This is a genomic window from Brassicibacter mesophilus, assembly GCF_050433385.1.
Taxonomy (GTDB): Bacteria; Bacillota; Clostridia; order Tissierellales; family Proteiniboraceae; genus Brassicibacter; species Brassicibacter mesophilus.
On sequence record NZ_JBNPXI010000009.1, the window covers coordinates 25768 to 46853 of the forward strand.

Here is a 21086-nt window from a genome sequence, read left to right on the forward strand (position 1 = left end):
TTTTACCTGATATTACTTATAGTTACAGCATGAGCTATTCCTGGTATAGATTCTCCTTGCTGAATGCTTGTTGGTGACAATAGGGCTCCAGTAGAAATTAATAAAACCCTATTAAATTTTCCAGTCTTTAGCTGTTTGTATATATATCCTCCAAATACTACAGCTGAGCATCCACACCCACTTCCACCAGCATGAGTGTCCTGTTCTTCAGCATCAAATATTTCAATTCCACAATCTGAATAAACATTTGTGACATCATATCCTTCTTTTCCTATCATCTCTTCTGCTATGTCTTTTCCTACAGTTGCTAAGTCACCAGTAATTATTAAATCATAATCTTCTGGCTTGAAGCCTGTATCTTTAAAATGCTGAACAATTGTATCAGCTGCTGCTGGAGCCATTGCTGGTCCCATATTATTTGCATTTTTAATACCAGGATCAACTACTTTTCCAGTAGTAATATGAGTAATAAACGGCCCAGCGCCAAGTGAAGATAATACAGCTGCACCAGAACCAGTTACAGTCCATTGTGCAGTTGGTGGTCTTTGATTCCCATGCTCTAATGGAAACCTGTACTGTCTTTCAGCAGTACTAAAATGACTTGATGTCACACATACAACATTGTCAGCAAATCCTCCATCTACTGACATTGCTCCTAAACTTAAGGATTCTGTCATTGTAGAACAAGCACCATACAAACCAAAAAAAGGTATTTGTAGCTGTCTCGCTGCATATGATGAAGATATAATTTGGTTAAGTAAATCTCCAGCAAATAAATAGTCTACTTGACTTTCTACTAATTTTGCATTAGAAAGTGCAAGCTTCACTGCTTCCTGTTGAAACTTAGATTCAGACTTTTCCCAGCTTTCTTCACCCCATAAGTCATCTTCTAAAACAACATCAAAATAATCCTTTAACGGACCTTGCCCCTCCTTTGGACCCACTACAGTAGCTGTTGCTATAATAGTTGGAGGATTTTCTAATTTTATAGTTTGTTTTCCTAATCTCTTTTGTGCCAAGTTAATACCTCCTTACTTCCCTAATAGCAGGTATATTATTCCTACTATTATTGAGCTTCCAAATCCATAAACTAACACAGGTCCAGCAATTATAAACATTTTAGCTGCAACACCTAATACAAAGCCTTCCCTTTTAAATTCCATTGCAGGTGAAACTATTGAGTTCGCAAAACCTGTAATTGGTACTATTGAACCCGCACCTGCTTTTTTACCTAATTTATCATATACTCCTAATCCAGTTAAAAAAGCTCCTAAAAATACAAGTGTTATTGCTGTAGCAGAGGCAACTCCTTTCTTATCTAGCCCATTCTTGATAAAAAAATTAGTTATTAATTGGCCAACATCACAGATTAACCCGCCAACTATGAAAGCCCATATGCAGTTTTTTAAGTAGCTTGGCTTAGGCATCTTTTTTTTGACATATTCATAATAGTCTTTTTGATTAATGTTATTCATTTATTTCACCATCCTCATCTATGATTCCCAAGTTTTTGATTTTTCTCAACATTTGTTATATCATCATCAAAATGAAAATAATTATCCTTTAATCTGTTTTTTATTTCATTATTTTGTGCTTTATATATGTCTATCAATTTCTTAAATATTACTGATCTATTCATATATGTCATTCACCTTTCGTAATTAATGCTTTGCAATAATGCTCCAGCTAATTAGTGAACCAACCACTTTTCCTAAAGCAATTGATAGTAAAACCGGATATATATATCCATACATATTAAACCTTCTTACTAGCACAGGCATAACATTCAGTACTTCTGCTAGAGCTGAAGCCAGCATTCCTATAAATACTCCTAGTATTAAACCTATAGGAACTAAAATTAAATGATTTATTTTAATGGTTTTATGTAAAAGAGTCATAAATGATGCAAATGACATCGAAATAACTATAACTTTTTCATATAGTGTTATTTGCTTTGCCGAATCTGTAAGCTGAGCAAGCCTAGGTACAATGTCTAATAGCGTAACAAAGGCTGCTGCTGCTGAACCTACTATTACTCCACCTGAAAGAGCTACTGTAGCTAATACAAAGTTTAAAATCAACTCACCACCACCAATTTATTATATTAGTTATGTTTCGTATTATCTAATGTATACTCATCTATACTTTTATCATACATGTACATTTCAACCTCTAAAGGACTAGGTTCTTTCTTCCACTTCTTTTTTAATACATGATTGAAAAAAACTGCCATTCCAAGTCCAATGCCTATTGAATAAGGAATTTGCAAGATTAATGGCTTATCGTTTTCTTTGCCAGTTACCATGTAATAAATTATCTTTAAAGACTCATCCATGTTTACATCTGCATGAAAATTAATGATTGCTAATCCTGCGCCTAAAAATAGTATTAAACAGACAATTGCAACCTTGAGATATTTATATATTTGATTTGAATTCGATTCATGTTTTATGTCTACAAGTATTTCAGGATTACCCATGATTACCACATCTACATTTGTCATAGAGTTTTGTATTATACTTATAATCATCAAAACAGGTATGACCTCATTTTTTTGATCAAACCTTACTTTTTTCACCTCTAATTTAAGTACACTATTCTGTACGTTCTCATCTATACAAAATACAGTCCCAACATCTTCTATTTTTAATACTTGCCCTGGAGTAGCTGTAATTTTAGGTTCTATTTGCAGAAACAGTTTAACCTTTTCTATAATAAATCACCTCAATACTTTGATTATAGTCAGCATCAACAAATCTTGCTCTTTTTGGCTCTCCTTTTGTAGAATTGTTGTTTGAATAAAAAAAATATAAAACTATGGATATAGCAACAATTATAAATGTAATCAAAGATACTTTGAAATATTTTCTCATAATATAATCAACTCCATTTGCTTTCATAGTTTTATTATGTGTCATTAATGATTTTTAATTCAAAAAAATAAAGGTATGAATTTTCACACCTTTGTTAGCATTTTTTTCATGCTTTGCAATACTCTTTTTTCTATCCTAGAAACTTGTACCTGAGAAATCCCAAGCATATTAGCTATTTCGGTTTGGGTTTTATCTTTAAAGTATCTCATAACTATAATCTGCTTGTCTCTAGGTTTTAACTGACTTAGAATTTGCTTTAAAGTTATTTTATCCAATACTTCAGTATCTTCACTCTCACTAGACATAACTCTGTCAATTAAATGTATAGGTGACCCATCGTTTTGATGTATTACATCATATAAATAGTCAGGCTGCTGATTCGAATCTAATGCCATTACAATGTCCTCTTTATCAACTTTTATCTCGTCTGATATTTCTTGGATACTAGGTTCTCTGCCTAAATTTTTAGACAATCTTTCTTTAGCCATATTTGCTTTAATTGCAGTCTGTTTAAGTGATCTGCTAACCTTGATAATACCGTCGTCTCTTAAAAACCTCTTAATTTCACCAATTATCATAGGAACTGCGTAAGTTGAAAATTTGACATCATATGATGAATCGAATTTTTGAATTGCTTTTAGCAATCCAATACATCCTAGCTGGAACAGATCTTCAGTCTCATATCCTCGATTAGCAAATCGCTTTAGAACACTCTTAACTAGTCCTAAATTATGACTAACAAGTATTGATTGCGCATTCTCATCTCCTTCTTGAGCTTTTCTTATCAATTCCATTGTTTCAGAATGGCTTAATAATTCATAGGATGGCTTATTGGCTGAGCTTGTATTCATATCATCTACTCCTCAATATGTACGCTTTTAAAATCTTTTACCATTCTCACCCTCGTACCTTTACCAACCTCTGAATTCACATCAAGCTCATCCATGAAAGTCTCCATAACTGTAAAACCCATACCTGATCTTTCAAGCTCAGGTCTAGATGTATAAAAAGGTTCCATAGCTTTAGATATATCAGATATTCCATTCCCTCTATCAGAAATATTTATCTCAATTTTACTTCCCTCTATTTTACACTCAATAATAACTATGCCTGGTTTATTCTCATAACCGTGGATTATAGCGTTCGTTACAGCCTCAGATACAGCTGTTTTAATATCTGCCAGTTCTTCTATTGTTGGGTCAAGTTGTGAAGCAAAAGCAGCAACTACAACTCTCGCAAATGCTTCATTCTGTGACTTGCTAGGAATTTCCAGTTTCATACTATTTTCCATCATTATACTCATCACTCTCCTCAAATATTATCCGATGCACTTTTAACATCGCTATATATGTCAACAATCTTTAATATACCAGACATCTTAAGGATTTTCTCTACTCTTGGACTTACATTCGTAATACATAGTTTACCATTATTTTGTGATACTAATTTGAATCTTCCCATCAACAATCCAATTCCTGAACTATCCATAAAATTAAGATTGTTTAAATTTAGAATAATGTTCTTATATCTCTTTTCAAAATAAATTTTATCAATCTCCTTTCTTATTTCTTCTGCAGTATGATGGTCTAATTCACCTTTGAAATATACTATAAGATTTTGGTTTATTGAATCAAAATTGATTTGCAATATTATCCCCCCTAGTTTACCATAACTCTTCTTCTTATAATTCTCCAAGCATATAATATTTCCCTTCAATGAAAAATGTCTTGTTTTGTATATTAGTGTAATTTAATATGTCTAAAAAAAGGCCATCTAGTCGATGGCCTTCTTACTATGATTTTATTGATTTGTAGATTCTTGTTCTGCTAACAAATCACTTTCCTTAACACTCTTACCAAAGAAATGAACTATAAAGTAAATCAATACAACTCCTACTAGTAATGCAATCAATGGGCTTAGTTCTAGTATTCCAACTATAAAGTAGCCTAATATTGCTAATCCTGCACCAGTAAGTGCATAAGGAGCTTGAGTTTTAACATGATCAATATGGTCTGAAGCAGAAGCCATTGACGACATAATAGTTGTATCTGATATCGGAGAACAATGATCTCCAAAAATTGAACCAGATAAAACTGAACTTAGTGTCGCAATAATTAGTGATGCATCTGCTCCACTATTTACGACAAAACTATTAGCAAGAGGAACAGCTAAAGGAACTACTATTGCCATTGTTCCCCATGAAGTCCCAGTTGCAAATGCTACAAGACAAGATATTAGAAAAACAATTATCGGCAGTACCCCGCCTGGGATGCTATCTGACACTACACCTACTAAAAAATCAGCTGTGCCAACTGCTTCTGTTATACTGCCTAAAGACCATGCTAGCACTAGTATTATACAGGTAATCACTAGAGATTTTGCACCTTCTATCCATGAATCAAATGCTTCACCAAGAGTTAATATTTTTTGAGATATTGCCATAATAATCGCAACTATACTAGCAGTAACTGCCCCCCATATTAAAACAACGCTGGCATCAGCATATCCAAAGCTTTCTCTTATGCCTTCCCATGTGTAAAATTTTATATCTAATCCGTCTGCTATTGCTGCAAGGTAACCATTGTACCAGAGGCCTGCAAAAGATACTATAACCAGTGTTAATATTGGAACTATTGCATTTGATGATTTCAGTTTAATTCCTTCTCTAAGTTCCATCTTCGATATTTCATCGCTAGCCATAGGCTTTGCATCATCACCTATTACCTTTCCTGTAAGCCTAGCACGTTTTTCTGCATGGTACATAGGACCAAAATCCTTCATCTTCAGAGTTAGCATTAGAACTAATACTAATGCAAAAATATTATAAAAAGTATACGGTATGGATCTTAAGAATACACCGTAGATATTCTCATTTAGTCCAATGCTTTCATATGCAGTTTTAATAAGTCCAATTTCATATCCTACCCAAGTTGATACTAATGCCATACCAACTACTGGCGCTGCAGTGGAGTCTACTATATACGCTAATTTTTCTCGAGATACTTTCAATTTGTCTGTTAAAGGTCTCATAGTTGGACCAACTATCAAAGTGTTTGCATAATCATCAAAAAATACTAATACTCCTAATACCCAAGTAGCTACTTGTGCTCCCACTGGTGTCTTTGCCTTCTTTGCTAAGGCTTCAGCTATTGCCTTAGTGCCACCCATTTTCCCTACAACACCAACCATACCTCCTATAGTTAGTGTAAACATCAGTATAGCCCCATTCCATGAGTCAGCAATTGACCCTAGCATAAATCTGTCTAGTGTTCTTAAAAATGCATGAAAAGGATTTCCGCCGTATAATATTAATGCCCCTACAAATATTCCTAAAAACAATGATAACAATACCTGTTTCGTTAAAAATGCCAATAAAATTGCGAGAATAGGAGGTAATAATGATAATACGCCATAATTGGTTCTCTCTCCTTCTGGAGACTGCACAAATACAGTAATAGATAATACTGATATAAGCACAACAATTAAGAAAATGCTTAACACTCTCTTTTTATTCATTAAATACTATTCTCCTTTCCTATTTAATTTATTTCTACCCTCCTTTGTTAATTTTTTGTAACATATATATTCATACTTATTCAACATTTTTATAAAAATTCCTTCTTATACTTTTTTTCCCATGGCAATTTTTTTACAACAAAAAACTACAAAATTGTACAAAAATTGTTTTCTTGTAGGTAAGTAGTTTTTTCTGTTTTCTGTAAAAATTCAAAGAAACCTCTAAAAAAATGAAGTGCACCTAAAATATCAGATTAATATCTAACATTTGGAGTGCACTCCAGAGAACTTGCTTAATATATTTTGCCTAATTTTTATGGTCAGTTCAAAACTAGGCTCTCTTTTTAAATACTATTTATTTTTTTACATGCTATAATTACATGATTTAAAAGTATTGAAGTAGTAACACTGCCTACTCCACCTGGTACAGGCGTAATAGCTTTTACTTTTTCAGCCACATTATCGTAATCAACATCTCCGCATATACCCCCATCACCAGAATCATTGATACCCACGTCTATAACAATGCTATCATTACTAAAATATTCTTTTCCAAACATTCTCGCTCTACCTACAGCCGCTACGACAATATCAGCCTTTGATGTAACACCAGGCAAGTCTCTTGTTCTTGAATGACAAACTGTGACAGTTGATTTAGTACCTAATAACATCATACTTAAAGGTCTTCCTACTACCATACTTCTGTTTACGACAGCAACATTTGCTCCTTCAAGAGTAACTTTATAGTATTTTAATATCTCTATTACTGCTTTAGGTGTACAGGGTACAAAGCCATCCATATTTCCTTCAAAGACCTTTTCAAGATTGATTGGATTCATACAATCCACATCTTTGCGCGGATCTATTAAGTTTTTAATAACTTCATTATCTATATGATTGGGTAATGGGCGAAATATAAGCATACCATGGATACTGTTATCATTATTTACATTTTTAATCAATTCAACGAATTGCTCCATAGGTGTATCTACCTCTACCTCAAAAACTCTACTTTCAATACCAACAGAACTGCAATTTTTAATAATACTGTTTTCATAAGCAATATCATCAGGTCTATTTCCCATTCGTATAATTGCCAATGTTGGTACGAGCTCCTTCTGTTTTAAATATGCTACTTCTTCCTTTATTTTTTCTTTGATTGATTTCGCTACTAGGCTTCCTTTTAATATCTCTGTCATTCCATATACCTTCCTTTCATATGTACTTGTAATATTATACCCTTAAACGAGTTAATGATTAACATAGTCCTCAGTCATTACTATCTTATAATTGTACATATATATATTAGCATACCCTAACTAGTAAATTCAAATAATTTTCTGATTATTCCGTACATTGTATACAAAGTGTATCACGTTATTTTTCCAAGTCTAGCATTGTATAAAACACCCACCAAAAAAACAAAAACACCAATCATAAAGACTAGTGTTTCAAATTATTTTAATAATATATGCGACTAAATCTATAAGCCGAGTTCTGTATATACTGAGTTCTGTATCCCTTCGAGTCTTGAAACCATTGAAAACTAGCCATCTTGAAACCCTCTATTTTAGGTTATCACTTTTAGGTTTTTTCATACCCGACAATAAGTCAAAACAGTATGCACATAACCGAAGTAGAACTTAAAATAGACTGCTTCAATTTCATTTTATATTTTACTCTTATTATCTTTAATACTGTTCTCCTGAGAACTCTATAGGATCTTTTTCTTAAATGTTCTTATGAGAACACCAATAAGTTTAATTTTTATAAGATCTAAAATGTCAACATCTGAACATTAAGGGTTAATGGATGGCTATATACTCAGGAGGGATTTTATATGGATATTCATTATTGTTTTAGAGAATTTTTAGATTATATGGCATCAGAAAAAAATGCATCAAAATTAACTTTAGGTAGTTATGAAACTGATTTCAATGTTTTTACTAATTTTTTATCTATAGGTGGTATTGAACCTAGGCTCTGTGCAATGACTACACAAGTATTAAGAAGGTATGTATCTTACTTAAAACTCCATAAAGGTTATAAAACCAATACTGTTAGACGAAAAATACATTCCATTTCTTCTTTCTTTAAATATCTACTTGAGACCGAATACATAGAGAAAAATCCTATGTTACCTATTCATGCTCCTAAAGAAGAGAAACATCTACCTATTTACCTTAAAGAACACGAGCTTAAAAGACTATTAGAAACTCCTGAAAAGTATGCTCGTTTTCCTGAACATAGATTAAGAGATAAGGTAATGATTGAACTATTAGTTTTTACTGGTGCTAGAAGATCAGAAGTTTTAAGTATGGATTTTGATGATATTGATTTTGGTAAAAAAACCATTACTATAAAAAAAGGAAAAGGAAATAAGCAAAGAGTAGTTCCTTTGATCGAACCATTAGCTAGTGATTTATGGGAGTATCTACAAGAGAGATTGCCACTAAGTAATAAAGCTATTCTAGTAAGTGACTTAGGTAGTAGAATGAGTGTAAGTAATTTTCAAACTTTATTTAGAAGGTATCTTGATAAGTCAGGATTAGGCAAAAAAGGCTACACAATTCATAAAGTAAGACATAGCTATGCTTCTCTACTTCATCAGCAAGGGGTTGATATAATTTCTATAAAGGAACTATTGGGGCATGAAGATTTAAATTCTACAAAAATATATACACATACCACTGTTAATCACCTTCGAAAACAAGTTGAGAAATTCCCATTAAGCATTGGTAATTAAGAAGAGATTTTATTCTCTTCTTTTTTTATTGGTATATCTAATAATGTTCTGTTGAGAACCATATTGAATTAATTAAATATAGTTTTTAACATGCATTATAACAGATATTTTAACATATTATATTTACATAGGAACGTGTGTTCGATATAATAATAATACATTATTTTATTGGAGGAATTTAGTATGTCAAAAGTAATTTTCCATATAGATGTGAATAGTGCTTATTTATCTTGGGAAGCTGTTTATAGGTTACAACAAGGTGATGAATTAGATTTAAGAACTATTCCATCTGCTGTCGGTGGTGATCCTAAAAAGAGAAACGGTATAATATTAACTAAATCAATTCCAGCTAAAAAGTATGGAATCAAAACAGGAGAAACTTTATTCGAAGCATTTAAGAAATGTCCTAATCTTTATGTAGTGCCTCCTTCTTATGACTTATATATAAAATGTAGTAATGCTATGGTTGAAGTTTTACAAGATTATTCTCCTAAAATCCAAAGATATAGTGTTGATGAATGTTTTTTAGACTATACAAATATGGAAGGTTTATTTGGAGATCCGATAGAAACAGCACATATTATAAAGGAAAGAATTAAGAATGAACTGGGTTTCACTGTAAGCATTGGAGTGTCAAGTAATAAACTTTTAGCTAAAATGGGAAGTGATTTAAAGAAGCCTGATGCTGTTACTACTATTTTTCCTGAAGAGATGCCTTCTAAAATGTGGTGTCTTCCAGTAGAAGATTTATTTATGGTAGGTCGAGCTACTGCCCCTAAATTACATAAACTAGGAATAGAAACAATAGGTGATTTAGCTAATTTTGATTTAAATTTATTAAAATATAAGTTAAAATCTCACGGAGTGTTAATTTGGAATTATGCTAATGGAGTTGATAATTCTGAAGTTAGGAAAAGTAATAGAATAGAAATAAAAGGGATTGGTAATTCAACAACTGCTCCATTTGATATTGATAATTATAAGGAAGCTCATATGATTTTACTAAGTCTTTGTGAGACTGTGGGAATGAGATTAAGAGATTCTGGTTATTGTTCTAGATTAGTTTCGGTAGGAATTAAGACAAGTGATTTTGGTTATTATTCACATCAGCATAAATTTGACACTCCTACTGATTGCACTCAGCAAATTTATGAACATGCTAAAGATTTATTTAATGAGTCTTGGAAAGGTGAAAAGATAAGACATCTAGGAGTTCGAGTTTCAGAGTTTTGTGATAATGATATGGTTCAGCTAAGTATATTTGATAGCAATAATGAAAAACAAAGAGCTATTGATACAGTAGTAGATAAAATAAGAATGAAGTATGACAGTAGATCAATTATTAGAAGTTGTTTTTTAAATAGTGGCATTAAGCCACTTATGGGTGGGGTTGGCGAAGATGATTATCCTTTAATGAGTAGTATTTTATAGGTGGTTTTATGAAAGTGGTAAGAAAGGATATCGATCTTCTTTGTTGGTTTGATAAACAAGGCATCCCCCATCCCCTTCGTTTTAGATTGATCAATGAAGAAGGTTCTAATACTGTAATAAAAATTGATAAAATTATAAAACAGGACTTAGAAAAACTAGCTGGTAATAAAATGATAGTTTTTACTTGTCAAAGTATTATTAATAATCAAATGAAACACTTTATTCTGAAATATGAGATTGATACTTGCAAGTGGATGTTATTTAAGATATAAATAGAAGAGACTTTTTTGAAAGTCTCTTCTATTTTTTCTTCTAATAATATCGTATTAATTTTATAAATGTTTTGTTTCATAAAGAAGTTTAAGTAACATATTAATCGTAGAAATAACAGTGTCTACAGTATATTCAGGATTATCTGCTAAATTGTATAGAGTAGTATCAGTATGATATAGAATTGGAATTTAATCAATAAAAAAAGTCTGACCACGGTTGATCAAACTCTAATTATTACTAAATACTATTTCATTTTTCTTTTTCTATTAGTTATAGTTTTTAGTCCATAGGCTGATTATATAGCTCTTCTAGTTGATTATATATCTCTTCTTCCCTTGATTCATTGTCTAGCCTACATAAAATATTATGTCCATCAACTTTCCCATAAATAAACCATTCACTATACCCATTAAAATCATCAACTTCAAAATATGTAAAATGACAATTATTAGATATATCAAGCTCCCAAATTTCTTCACCCTCCACCAATTCCAAAAGCTTAATAAAATCAAATTTCATCATCTGTTCTATAAGTTGGACTTCTTCAGTAACATGTTCTTTAATATCATCATCAAACTCAACAATACCGTTGCCCTTATAGATAACATAACTCCTCAATATATATCCCAATTCCTCATCTATGTAAAGACGTTCATAATGATTTTTCATATTTGACAGAGTATCTTCTGTTACCTCATAAGGCTCTAATAGTGTCAATATTTTCTGTATATCACTATTAACTTTATTTTTAATCTTACTTATTTTGGTAATCATATTATCAGCTCCTCGTTAGATTTGCTTCTATTATGACACTATTTCTATTACTTTTCAATATGCATAGTCAAATACACAATCTAATTAACTTGATTTATTTATAAACTCTTATTTTATCATCCATATAAGATAAAGTATCGCACCAGTCTTATCAATATAATTCCATCTTATGAAGCATGGTCCAGAATTGAATTTTATGAAACAAGAAAGAGTCTGACCTCGTTTGATCAAACTCTAATACCTAATAGGTTAGATACGATAGAAATTTCAATGATTTCATTTCTAAAGAGTAATCCCTATTTTTCTATATGGAGTAGGAAGTTATTTATTATTGTTGATATGTTTTATCTATTGTTATCAAATCGCCCCTTATTGTCAAGCAATAAGGGGCTTTCATATCTCAATATATTATGTAATTATTGTTTTACTCAGTTAAACTAGCTTCTTTTTTTTATTATTTAGTTTAAGAAAATTACATTTATCCCAAATATATTCGGGTCTTCAAAAATTATTTTGGTGTCTCCGAACTGCATTACCTTACCTACTGGAACATCTTTGCCTTCTTCTACTGCTTTATTAACATACCAAAATATAGCCTCTCCATCAGAAGGTTTTTTTGCATAATATTTTGCAGATTCGACAAATGTATTAACTACCATTAGAACACGAGTTAGCTGTTCATCCCCAGGATTTACTATCCAATTCCTAATTTTAACACGAGGATTACCATCTTTTCTGTCAACAATTAATTGTGCATTAGGATCATTTCCTGGTTGATTTGAAAATTGTAGGTTTCCTGCATCTGATAGTTTCCATGATGTGCCCTTTAAAGCTTCATTGATCTTTGAAATGTCATCAGCATGAGTGCTACCTTCTTCTCTAGCTTCTAAAATAGAGCCTTCATTTGAGCCTACCTCTAATTCAGAAACCCTACCACTAGCATTAGTATAAGTAGGAACTTCTACATTGCTAATGTCAACTACTGTAACGTCTCCATTTTCCACTAATTGATTTTCATTTAATGTTTCAATATTTCTTATTTCGCTATTAGTGAAAATAATATCGAACCCTGCTACTCCAGGGTCGTAAAAGACAACTTCAGTTGACCCAAACTTATACACTTTACCGTATTCAAATTCTTTTGATTGTTCTATATGTTGGTTTATATACCACCAAATAGCCTCTCCTTCACTAGGAGAACCAGCACTGTAATATTTTAGAGCCTCCATACTAACATTCATTGTCATTCCTACGGGCCCAATTAGGTATTGTTCTACCGCTATCATATTTGCATCCCATATTCTAATTTTAACTCTTGGCTCATCTTTCTCTGTTCTATCAATTTTTAGTGGAGCATTAGGATCATTTCCTGGTTGGTTTTCCCATTGAAGAGAACCACCGCTAGATAACTTCCAAGTAGTGCCTTTTAAAGCTTTGTTAAACTTTTCAAGGTCTTGAGCATAAGTGCTACCTTCTTCTCTAGTTCCCAACATAGAGTTTTGGTTTGAACCTACCTCCATGATAGTAACCTTACCACTTTCGCTTGTATAAGTGGGAACTTCGACATCACTAATATCAATTACAATAACACCATCTTCTGTTACTGTTTCTTTTAACTCTACTATATTTATCTTATGAATGCCATTTTCAAAGTTATATCCACCCTCTTTAGGTATATCAAAACCTAGTGCTTGGCTAACAAATCTTAATGGAATATAAGTTCTTCCATCCTTACCTACCATTGCTTTAGTATCCATTTCTATTGTTTTACTGTCAGCTAATTTTACTATCTTGCTTCCAATTTGTATCGTTGCTACTTCCTTTTTATTTTGGTCTAGTATTATAACGGTTTGTGTTTCGCCCTTCCAATCTACAACATAACCAAGACCTTCTATAATAGCCCTTGCTGGAACTTGAGTTCTGCCAGCTTCATCTATATGTGCTACTCCCATCTCAACTGGTATTGCTAATTCTTGTCCATTAATTTTAATTTCAAATTTAGCTACCTCTTCTGCAAACACAGCTATTCCCATTGCTAAAACCATTGATATAACTAAAACAAAAGAAATTATTCTTTTCATTTCAGCACCCCTTTATTAATTTTTTTAGATAACAACATCATTTTACCATTTTATTCATATTTGCATCAACTGAAAATTGTGATATGTATTAATTTTCACTCTCTGTCAGTCCAGTAACTTAAAGTTCTTCCTAATCTATTTGAATTAAAATGAAGTAAGCTATATATTGATTTATGATAAAGACTCAAATCAACTAACTTTTCTATAGAACCTATTAAAATATCATCAATTCTTTTTTTAAATTCCTCTATGTCTTTTAATATCTGTCTCTCATAATAACCTTTCTTTTGCTCATCTGGAATCTGTTCTTGAATTTCTTTGTATATTACTTCTTTTTTATCTTCTTTTAGAATCTTTTGTAAAGTATATGGAGTAAAAAAATTAAAACGAAGTATTTCTTCTAGTTTTTCTGAACTTCTTTTAAGATTTATTAGACCAAACATGTCTTTATCAAAATATCTAATCCAAAATACTTCTTCATAAATATATTTTTTCTTTGCTTCATTAATAACACCAACCAGCTCATCCACTTCTTCAATGTTATCAAACATATAATCTTCTGTTCTAAATTCATTATTATAAAATGGATACTTAGACCATACAACAGTGTCATCTTCGATACGATCTATATATGGAGATATCTTTCTTAGCCTACTTCTAATTAGTAAGTTTTTGCAATTCAATGCATATTCAATATTCTTTGATGCTTTATCAATTACTTCTAATAATGGTTTAGAAATTCTTCTGTGTATATCTAATGTTTCTTCAATAATTCTCTGGTTAAGTCTATTTGTTCCCCTAATATATCTTCCTCTCAAGCTTGTATATCTCCATCCAATAGTTATAATAAGTATAATAATAATTGCTGGTAAAAGTGTTAAAAGTGTAATCAAATTCTCCTTACTTACTAACTGAAAATATCTTATAATTAAGGTGCTAAACTGAATGTCATAATAAAACAATATGGTTGCTAAAAATGCGATTAAGCTAGATATATATTTAGGATTAAAAAAACTAATAATTAGTCTCTTAATATATTTTAGAAATCCATCTTGATAAATATAATCAATTAATTCCTTACCTTCTTTATAATCATATCTCCTAATATACCAAGGTCTTGCGGAATTAATGACATTTCTAATCCAAATATAAACTCTATATCTTTTGATTAATCTTGATGGTTTTTTAATTAATTTAAATTTCACTTTATAATATCTGTTATAATTAAGTTTATTTAATCCTACCAATAACAAATCTATTAAAAAAAGAATAAAAATAATTTCAAGCTTTAATACAATATAGTATTTTAGAAATAATGGAATACTTATATTTATCTGATCAACTAGAATTTCATTAAATTTAATCAAAATCTCTATATATCTTCCCAATGATTTGTCCCCCTATAAATAAGTAAGAGTGGAATAATTTCACCACTCTCTTACTTCAATTAATTAATCAATATTAAGCTCAGAACTAAAGATATTACAAAAACTTACAACACTTACTGGATCTAATTCTGAAGCTCTTGCTATAACTGCTGATTGTTCTTCTTCCGATAATTTATTGAAATCAATAGCTAGATCTTTCAATCGTTTCGATAGCCATAATACTTCTTTACTCAAGTTTTCATTGGAAGTTTTATATTCTGCTCTGGTTTCTGACATAATAATTCACCTCAGCTTTGTATTTTAAACATTGTTAAAGCTTCTTTCTTTTTCCTCTTGTTGCTATAACAGCCACTAGGCTAACTAAAGGACCTATAATTATTTTTCCTTTTTTCTTAACATTTTCAAACATTTCAGATTTACAACTTCCACAATAATTACCTTTACTTTTTCTCAGATCTCTTCCACACTTTTTGCATACTCTACTATTCCCCATTCTCTAGCACCTCTTCAATTAAATCTTTTTTATAGAATTCTATAGAAATATCAGTATCACTAATTGTTTTAATCGCTGTATGGCTAGTAGTAATATTGTTTAATACTTGTTTTGGCTTTTCAATCCACACATTAGCAACTTCTGATCTACTGTCATAATCATAAAGCTTTTCCAGTAGCTCCTTTTCTCTTGTTATATTAGAGAGTAATTCTTTATATGGGGTAAAGCTAATCTCAATATTTTGAGATTGATTTAATTCTTGATAAGCAAAGGCAATAATTCCAGAAATCATATTTATTGATTCAAATGCTTTATGTAGACCTAATATTCTACTCTTTATTTCACCTTTATAATCTTTAGTTCCTATATGTTTAGTTAATAATTTTAGATTTTCATCAGAATTTGGTATCTCTCTTATAAAATTTAAATCTTCTTTGAAGTTTTCTATAAGTTGTCCTCTTGCATCATTTGCTGTTTTTATGGTATTCATTAAACCTATTCTCTTAAGTTGTTCGTCATCAATTATATTCATTACTTCAATAAATTGCTGTTTAGCACTCAGAGCTAGACCTATTCTGTCATTCTGTTGCCCTATCAATACTCTACTTAATTTCTCATTAATAGTTTCTAACTCCATAATAATATCTGCAAGATACTGCTGTGTAATTAGCTTTTCAGTTGAACCAATAAAGTTCTTATCTAGTTTTTCTAACTCTACATGCTTTTTAAATTTTCCTGTCACTGTATCTGTTATTGTTGGATAAAAGTTGCCATTTTTTGATTGTTTTAAATGGCTAGATCCATTTTTTAATTGTTTCATATATTCTTGTGGAATGGATATTTTATAAAGTTCCTCGTCATTCAGCTCTGTTAAAGTATTTATAATAGAAGGTATTTTCTTAAGCTGATTTATTACATAAGTTTTATTTTCTTTATAATTATCTGTTAGATATTGTGCTACTTCATTTTTACTTTTTCTCATTTTGCTAATTTGATTATTTTCTTTTTTTATAATGATTTCATTCAAATAAATCACCTCAAAAATTTAATATGAATCAATAAGTTTAAGTAGCATATTAATCGTTGAAATAACTGTATCTACAGTATATTCGGGATTATCTACTAAGTTATGAGCATAGCTGTTTCTAAAATAGCCATAAAGTCCTGAGCAATAATTCCGAAAGGCTTTTCTCTTATCTATTTCCGTAGAAACTTGTATTAACCCCTTATCAGGAGAAAATAGTTTGTTAATTAGGTCTTCACCATCTAGATTACTTGATAAATTAAATTTACTAATTGCTCTTTCTTTAAAAATAATAAAGGCTTTTCTTACAGCAGAATCAAACTCACAATTTAATATTAAATTTTCACATTCTTCTCGTAAAGCTTTATCTAGATATGGAGAGTTTCTTAATCCCTCATAAAACATCTTTTGTATTTCAGGTAGATCATTATTAATAATGTCCAATGCATTATGTTCTCCAAATTTATACGGATCTTTTATAATAAACCCTAGATGTCTATGAAATGCTTCAAACCTATCTGTTTTAATGTGACCTAGCAGTTTTTCTAGCTGAGCAAAATCTCTTTTAATAATTTCTATTTTATATTCAACTTCCTCATAATCAATTTCCTCTTCTTTTAAGTTCTTCAACAATGAATTAGCTGTTTTATGTAATATATCAAACAATTCTCTTATCTTATATTCTAAAATTATCATTAGATCACCTTCAATTAAGCCATTTTATCGGTCAAATTCTTTACCTTGTTTGTATAAGATGCAATTGTTTCTTTTGTCTTTTTCTTTATTTTTTCTTTTTCTATAGTTTCAATTTCTTCATCAAGTATTATTTCTATTGTATTTTTTACAACTGGGAGCATCTCTTTACAATCTTTTTCACTTAAAATATGTATACCTGCACTTAATATTTTATATATGTTTTTTGTATCAAATAGGAATTCTGGAAGATATTTCTTTAATACTTTTAGCTTATCTTCCATATGTAGCTCTTTAAAATCTGAATTATCCAATTCTATCTCATCTTTATGCTTATTGAATTTATATAAAATTAACTTTTCAAAAACTCTTCTCATATATGCATAAGGTCCAACTCCTAACCCGTGAGAAATTAGCCCACAACCAATCTTATAATCTATATATGAATCCATTTTCTCTAAAAGCTTCTTGTATTTATTTAAATTAATTTCTTCAATTTCTATAATTGATGGATTCTGTCCTATTTTTGATAATTTCAATGTATATTTTCCTTCAATATTTTTTAAGATATTAAGATGATAAACAAAAACTAATTGATGAGATGGTTCATAAGAACAGACAGCTTGCTTAAAAAAATAAGAACATTCTTTTTTCAACAGCTCAAGTCTATCATGAAACTTATTATCAGCACCCGAAAAAATAAATTCCATTGTTTCAGGGTCATTACACGTATTTTCATATTCATAAAAAGATAGTTTTTTTAATTCTTGACTTATGTTATTTGATATAACATTAAAAGATAGATTTTTTTTACAATATGGACAGTATCCATATATAACATCTTTTTCGCTGATAAAATTGATTAACCTTCTAAAATCCGCTGAATAAGTTATTCCAGTTCTTGAAATGCCATTATAAAATTGATCGTCGTAATCATAATCAACAAGAATATAATCTGTATTGATATCTATTTCTTCATATAGTCCTAATTTCAACAATAACTCTTCAGTTTTAAATTTTTCAAACTTCATTTTCATAGTTTTCCTCCCAATATAAATTATTTATATATATTTTGCTTATGGCCACAATAAGGATAATTAGAACATCCGTAGAAATCTGGAAGCTTCTTTCCCTTATACACTATCCCTTGTTTATATAATAATTTTCCTTTCCTACATATAGGACATGGAATAATTTCTTCATCATCATCTTCTTTAATTTTATAGTCTGTTTCAATCTCTCTTATAAAACATGACTTGGTTTTTTTATTAACCATTAAATACAGATATTTTTTCGCCCTTGTTAAGGCTACATAAAAGAGTCTTCTTTCTTCAGCGAATTCAAAAATTTCATTATCTGTTACTAAGAGTTCTAATACAGGATCATCTTCAAGCTGTGAAGGAAATCCATGCTTACTGTTTGAGTTATTTAATATAAATACATAATCAGCTTGCAATCCTTTACTTTTATGAACAGTAAGAAATTCAATATCTATATCTTTTCGTTCTCCAAATGCTACAATCCCCTTTTTTCTGTGCCTATCATATTTAAATGTCAAGTCATTATCAAGATATATTTTAAGATCATTTTTATACCGTCCAAGTAAGGCTACACTCGTATCATTTGGTAATTGCCTTAACTTTTCTTTCAATGTCCTAGGTAACTCCGAACGATCATCTACATAAACTAATTCAAAAGATTTTTCATTATTATCATTATAAGGTCTTAGTTGCTTCTTTACTTGTGCTTTATTCTTTAATATAAAATTACTACTCAAGTCTATTAGATTCTTGTTAAATCTATAAGTAGTCTCTATAAAACTCTTTTCAGTATATCCAAAATACTTTTCAAACTTTGTAAATAAACTTATATTTGAACCAGCGAACCTATATATTGATTGAAAATCATCTCCTACACAAAATAACTTACTCTTGTTTTGATCCTTTATAGCTTTTATAAGATTAAATCGAGGTAGTGAAATATCTTGATATTCGTCTACAATTATATAACTATATTTTTTATTAAATCTTCCTTCTTTTACATAAGCACATGCTTTATTGATCATATCACTAAAATCAATCTCCTGATTGACTTCTAACATTTTTTGATAATCTTCATATAATGGAGCAATTAGATTTACAAAAGCTTCATTTCTCATTCTTTTATAGCCAGTATAGTAATTATTGTTTTTTTGCTTAATACTTTCAATTGAATAGTTATTTGTCTTTAATAGATTTATAAACGTAGTCATTAACTTTACGAAACTTGTTAATTCATAAGCTTGATCATTTTCAATAAGCTTCCATAATTCATTTCTACTCATTGGATTAAGTTTTACACCTACTTTTTCAAGTTTCTTAGATAAATTATCTGTTAAAAAACCTTCTTCCTTTTCCCAAGAATATGTCTCTATTAATATAGTGTTGTTCTCTTCATGTAGCTCTCGCTTCCACTCAATACCTTCATTATAAATTTGTTTAGCTGATTTCCCATCCTTACCTTGAAAGAATTTAGGAACATTACCCTTTCTATCTATTCCAAAATGCTCTATATAAATATCATAGTCTGGTAAATAGAAATCAGGTTTGTATTGACTATGCTTTCTGTTGGCAGTCTTATACTTATATTTTTCTTCATATTTATAATCAATATTATTTATGAAGAAAAAATTAGCGATTTCCATCTCTTCAAAACTCTTTACAATTTCATTTTTAAATGTCCTAATGTTAGCATCTCGAAGATAGTCAATATAGTCTCCTTCTGTTTTAAATTCAAATTTGTTTTTATAAGGCTTCATGTAAGATAGAAAATATTTGTTAAGTAAATTGTTATATCTAGAATCTTTAGTTAAAGTATTAAACTTTTCTTTTATAAAATCTTCCATCTCAATGTCGGTTAATGATGGTTTCTTACCTTCAACTGCTGAAATTATTTCTAAACCCAATTTATGAAATGTCATTACATCTATGTCTTTGCCTGTTTCCTTTAATATTCTTTCTCTCATTTCACTGGCAGAAGCATTAGTAAATGATAAAACTAATAACTCTTCTGGATTATATTTATATCTTTTAAGTAGATATTTTACCTTACCAACAATTGTTGTTGTCTTACCTGACCCTGCTCCTGCAATTACAAGATTATTTACCTCATCTTTAATAGCACAATCTCTTTGCTGATCGTCTAAAGCCCTACCCTCCACAGTATCAAATAAATCTTTAAAAATTATCTTTTCATTAGCAACAAACTTATTATTATAATCTCTACACTTCTGTTCAAAATTTGAATATAAGTCTCTAAAACTAGGTATTTTCTGTTTTTCTTCTTCAGATATCTTAACCTTCTTATACCTACCAACTCTATCAGTTTCTTTATATAAATTCATGTAGTCTGTTTTCCACTTATCTTTTAAATGATAATCTATGTATATATTTCTATTAAATAAATTATTATAATCAACTAATGCCTCTTCACAAAAGGAAATTAATTGCTTATATTCATTAAGAAGTGTTAGTTTTCTTTGTTCCTTATTTCTTCTAAAGCTCATAAAATAATCAATAATACTATTAACAATACCCACTAAAATTCTCCTTTTTATTTAATTTTCTGCCATTTTATAATCTAAATATTATTATACTTTATATTAAAAAACAAGTTATTATAAAAGCGAAAAAGACACCTAACACAGGTGTCTACTTACTTCTATCCTTTTGTAAAAATTCTCCAACAAAATTCGACTAATATCGCATTTTAAGACTTTATGATATTAATATGTAGAAATTTAACTATTTCCACGG

At 30.1% G+C, this 21086-nt stretch carries 23 protein-coding genes; 3 read left to right on the plus strand and 20 right to left on the minus strand.

Annotated elements, in window-relative coordinates; all coding sequences use genetic code 11:
* Nucleotides 1-2: 2 nt before the first annotated feature.
* The 11 genes from spoVAD to HNR33_RS11215 all read right to left on the minus strand — a co-directional run bounded on the left by spoVAD (nucleotide 3) and on the right by HNR33_RS11215 (nucleotide 7588).
* Nucleotides 3-1019 carry a stage V sporulation protein AD gene (gene spoVAD / locus HNR33_RS11165; protein WP_429083309.1) on the minus strand — a complete coding sequence of 339 codons (1017 nt, stop codon included), beginning with the start codon at nucleotides 1017-1019 and terminating at the stop codon, nucleotides 3-5.
* A gap of 12 nt (nucleotides 1020-1031) precedes the next feature.
* The gene (spoVAC, locus tag HNR33_RS11170; protein ID WP_429083310.1) at nucleotides 1032-1475 is read right to left on the minus strand and encodes a stage V sporulation protein AC; all 444 of its coding nucleotides are present in this window, start codon (nucleotides 1473-1475) and stop codon (nucleotides 1032-1034) included.
* A 14-nt stretch (nucleotides 1476-1489) separates the two neighbouring features.
* Nucleotides 1490-1639, minus strand: a complete 150-nt coding sequence (locus tag HNR33_RS11175; protein ID WP_429083312.1) for a hypothetical protein — start codon at nucleotides 1637-1639, stop codon at nucleotides 1490-1492.
* A 22-nt stretch (nucleotides 1640-1661) separates the two neighbouring features.
* Nucleotides 1662-2081 (minus strand): stage V sporulation protein AB, encoded by a 420-nt coding sequence (locus HNR33_RS11180; protein WP_429083314.1) that lies wholly within the window; start codon nucleotides 2079-2081, stop codon nucleotides 1662-1664.
* 23 nt (nucleotides 2082-2104) lie between these two features.
* Nucleotides 2105-2716: a stage V sporulation protein AA gene (locus HNR33_RS11185; RefSeq protein WP_429083519.1), complete on the minus strand. Its 612-nt coding sequence runs from the start codon at nucleotides 2714-2716 to the stop codon at nucleotides 2105-2107.
* A complete protein-coding gene (locus tag HNR33_RS11190) occupies nucleotides 2700-2918 on the minus strand; it encodes a hypothetical protein (RefSeq protein ID WP_429083315.1) in 219 nt (72 codons plus the stop codon). The genes HNR33_RS11185 and HNR33_RS11190 overlap by 17 nt, the downstream gene beginning before the upstream one ends.
* Nucleotides 2919-2956: 38 nt before the next feature.
* Nucleotides 2957-3724 (minus strand): RNA polymerase sporulation sigma factor SigF, encoded by a 768-nt coding sequence (gene sigF, locus HNR33_RS11195; protein WP_429083317.1) that lies wholly within the window; start codon nucleotides 3722-3724, stop codon nucleotides 2957-2959.
* Between the two features lie 5 nt (nucleotides 3725-3729).
* Nucleotides 3730-4167 (minus strand): anti-sigma F factor, encoded by a 438-nt coding sequence (spoIIAB, locus tag HNR33_RS11200; RefSeq protein ID WP_429083521.1) that lies wholly within the window; start codon nucleotides 4165-4167, stop codon nucleotides 3730-3732.
* A gap of 17 nt (nucleotides 4168-4184) precedes the next feature.
* Nucleotides 4185-4520, minus strand: a complete 336-nt coding sequence (gene spoIIAA, locus HNR33_RS11205; protein ID WP_429083319.1) for an anti-sigma F factor antagonist — start codon at nucleotides 4518-4520, stop codon at nucleotides 4185-4187.
* Between the two features lie 153 nt (nucleotides 4521-4673).
* Nucleotides 4674-6389 carry a Na+/H+ antiporter NhaC family protein gene (locus HNR33_RS11210; RefSeq protein WP_429083321.1) on the minus strand — a complete coding sequence of 572 codons (1716 nt, stop codon included), beginning with the start codon at nucleotides 6387-6389 and terminating at the stop codon, nucleotides 4674-4676.
* Between the two features lie 344 nt (nucleotides 6390-6733).
* On the minus strand, nucleotides 6734-7588 hold the full coding sequence (locus HNR33_RS11215) for a bifunctional 5,10-methylenetetrahydrofolate dehydrogenase/5,10-methenyltetrahydrofolate cyclohydrolase (protein WP_429083323.1): 855 nt from the start codon (nucleotides 7586-7588) through the stop codon (nucleotides 6734-6736).
* Nucleotides 7589-8229: 641 nt separating this feature from the next.
* Between HNR33_RS11215 and HNR33_RS11220 the strand changes: the two genes are divergently transcribed.
* The 3 genes from HNR33_RS11220 (at nucleotide 8230) to HNR33_RS11230 (ending at nucleotide 10838) form a co-directional block, all read left to right on the plus strand.
* Nucleotides 8230-9135, plus strand: a complete 906-nt coding sequence (locus HNR33_RS11220) for a tyrosine-type recombinase/integrase (RefSeq protein ID WP_429083325.1) — start codon at nucleotides 8230-8232, stop codon at nucleotides 9133-9135.
* A gap of 183 nt (nucleotides 9136-9318) precedes the next feature.
* On the plus strand, nucleotides 9319-10566 hold the full coding sequence (locus HNR33_RS11225; RefSeq protein ID WP_429083327.1) for a DNA polymerase Y family protein: 1248 nt from the start codon (nucleotides 9319-9321) through the stop codon (nucleotides 10564-10566).
* Between the two features lie 8 nt (nucleotides 10567-10574).
* On the plus strand, nucleotides 10575-10838 hold the full coding sequence (locus HNR33_RS11230; protein ID WP_429083328.1) for a hypothetical protein: 264 nt from the start codon (nucleotides 10575-10577) through the stop codon (nucleotides 10836-10838).
* A gap of 280 nt (nucleotides 10839-11118) precedes the next feature.
* Here the strand turns inward: HNR33_RS11230 and HNR33_RS11235 are convergent, their stop codons facing one another.
* The 9 genes from HNR33_RS11235 to HNR33_RS11275 form a co-directional block, all read right to left on the minus strand.
* Nucleotides 11119-11613: a hypothetical protein gene (locus HNR33_RS11235; protein WP_429083330.1), complete on the minus strand. Its 495-nt coding sequence runs from the start codon at nucleotides 11611-11613 to the stop codon at nucleotides 11119-11121.
* Between the two features lie 458 nt (nucleotides 11614-12071).
* A complete protein-coding gene (locus HNR33_RS11240; RefSeq protein ID WP_429083332.1) occupies nucleotides 12072-13694 on the minus strand; it encodes a copper amine oxidase N-terminal domain-containing protein in 1623 nt (540 codons plus the stop codon).
* 95 nt (nucleotides 13695-13789) lie between these two features.
* Nucleotides 13790-15082 carry a hypothetical protein gene (locus HNR33_RS11245; RefSeq protein ID WP_429083334.1) on the minus strand — a complete coding sequence of 431 codons (1293 nt, stop codon included), beginning with the start codon at nucleotides 15080-15082 and terminating at the stop codon, nucleotides 13790-13792.
* 63 nt (nucleotides 15083-15145) lie between these two features.
* Nucleotides 15146-15358, minus strand: coding sequence for a hypothetical protein (locus tag HNR33_RS11250; RefSeq protein WP_429083336.1), 213 nt, complete (start codon nucleotides 15356-15358; stop codon nucleotides 15146-15148).
* 34 nt (nucleotides 15359-15392) lie between these two features.
* Nucleotides 15393-15575 (minus strand): hypothetical protein, encoded by a 183-nt coding sequence (locus HNR33_RS11255; RefSeq protein ID WP_429083337.1) that lies wholly within the window; start codon nucleotides 15573-15575, stop codon nucleotides 15393-15395.
* The gene (locus HNR33_RS11260; protein ID WP_429083339.1) at nucleotides 15565-16557 is read right to left on the minus strand and encodes a cullin family protein; all 993 of its coding nucleotides are present in this window, start codon (nucleotides 16555-16557) and stop codon (nucleotides 15565-15567) included. The genes HNR33_RS11255 and HNR33_RS11260 overlap by 11 nt, the downstream gene beginning before the upstream one ends.
* 63 nt (nucleotides 16558-16620) lie before the next feature.
* Nucleotides 16621-17295: a TIGR02391 family protein gene (locus tag HNR33_RS11265; RefSeq protein ID WP_429083340.1), complete on the minus strand. Its 675-nt coding sequence runs from the start codon at nucleotides 17293-17295 to the stop codon at nucleotides 16621-16623.
* Nucleotides 17296-17309: 14 nt separating this feature from the next.
* Nucleotides 17310-18329: a hypothetical protein gene (locus HNR33_RS11270; RefSeq protein WP_429083342.1), complete on the minus strand. Its 1020-nt coding sequence runs from the start codon at nucleotides 18327-18329 to the stop codon at nucleotides 17310-17312.
* Nucleotides 18330-18349: 20 nt separating this feature from the next.
* The gene (locus tag HNR33_RS11275) at nucleotides 18350-20869 is read right to left on the minus strand and encodes a UvrD-helicase domain-containing protein (RefSeq protein WP_429083344.1); all 2520 of its coding nucleotides are present in this window, start codon (nucleotides 20867-20869) and stop codon (nucleotides 18350-18352) included.
* Between the last annotated feature and the right edge of the window lie 217 nt (nucleotides 20870-21086).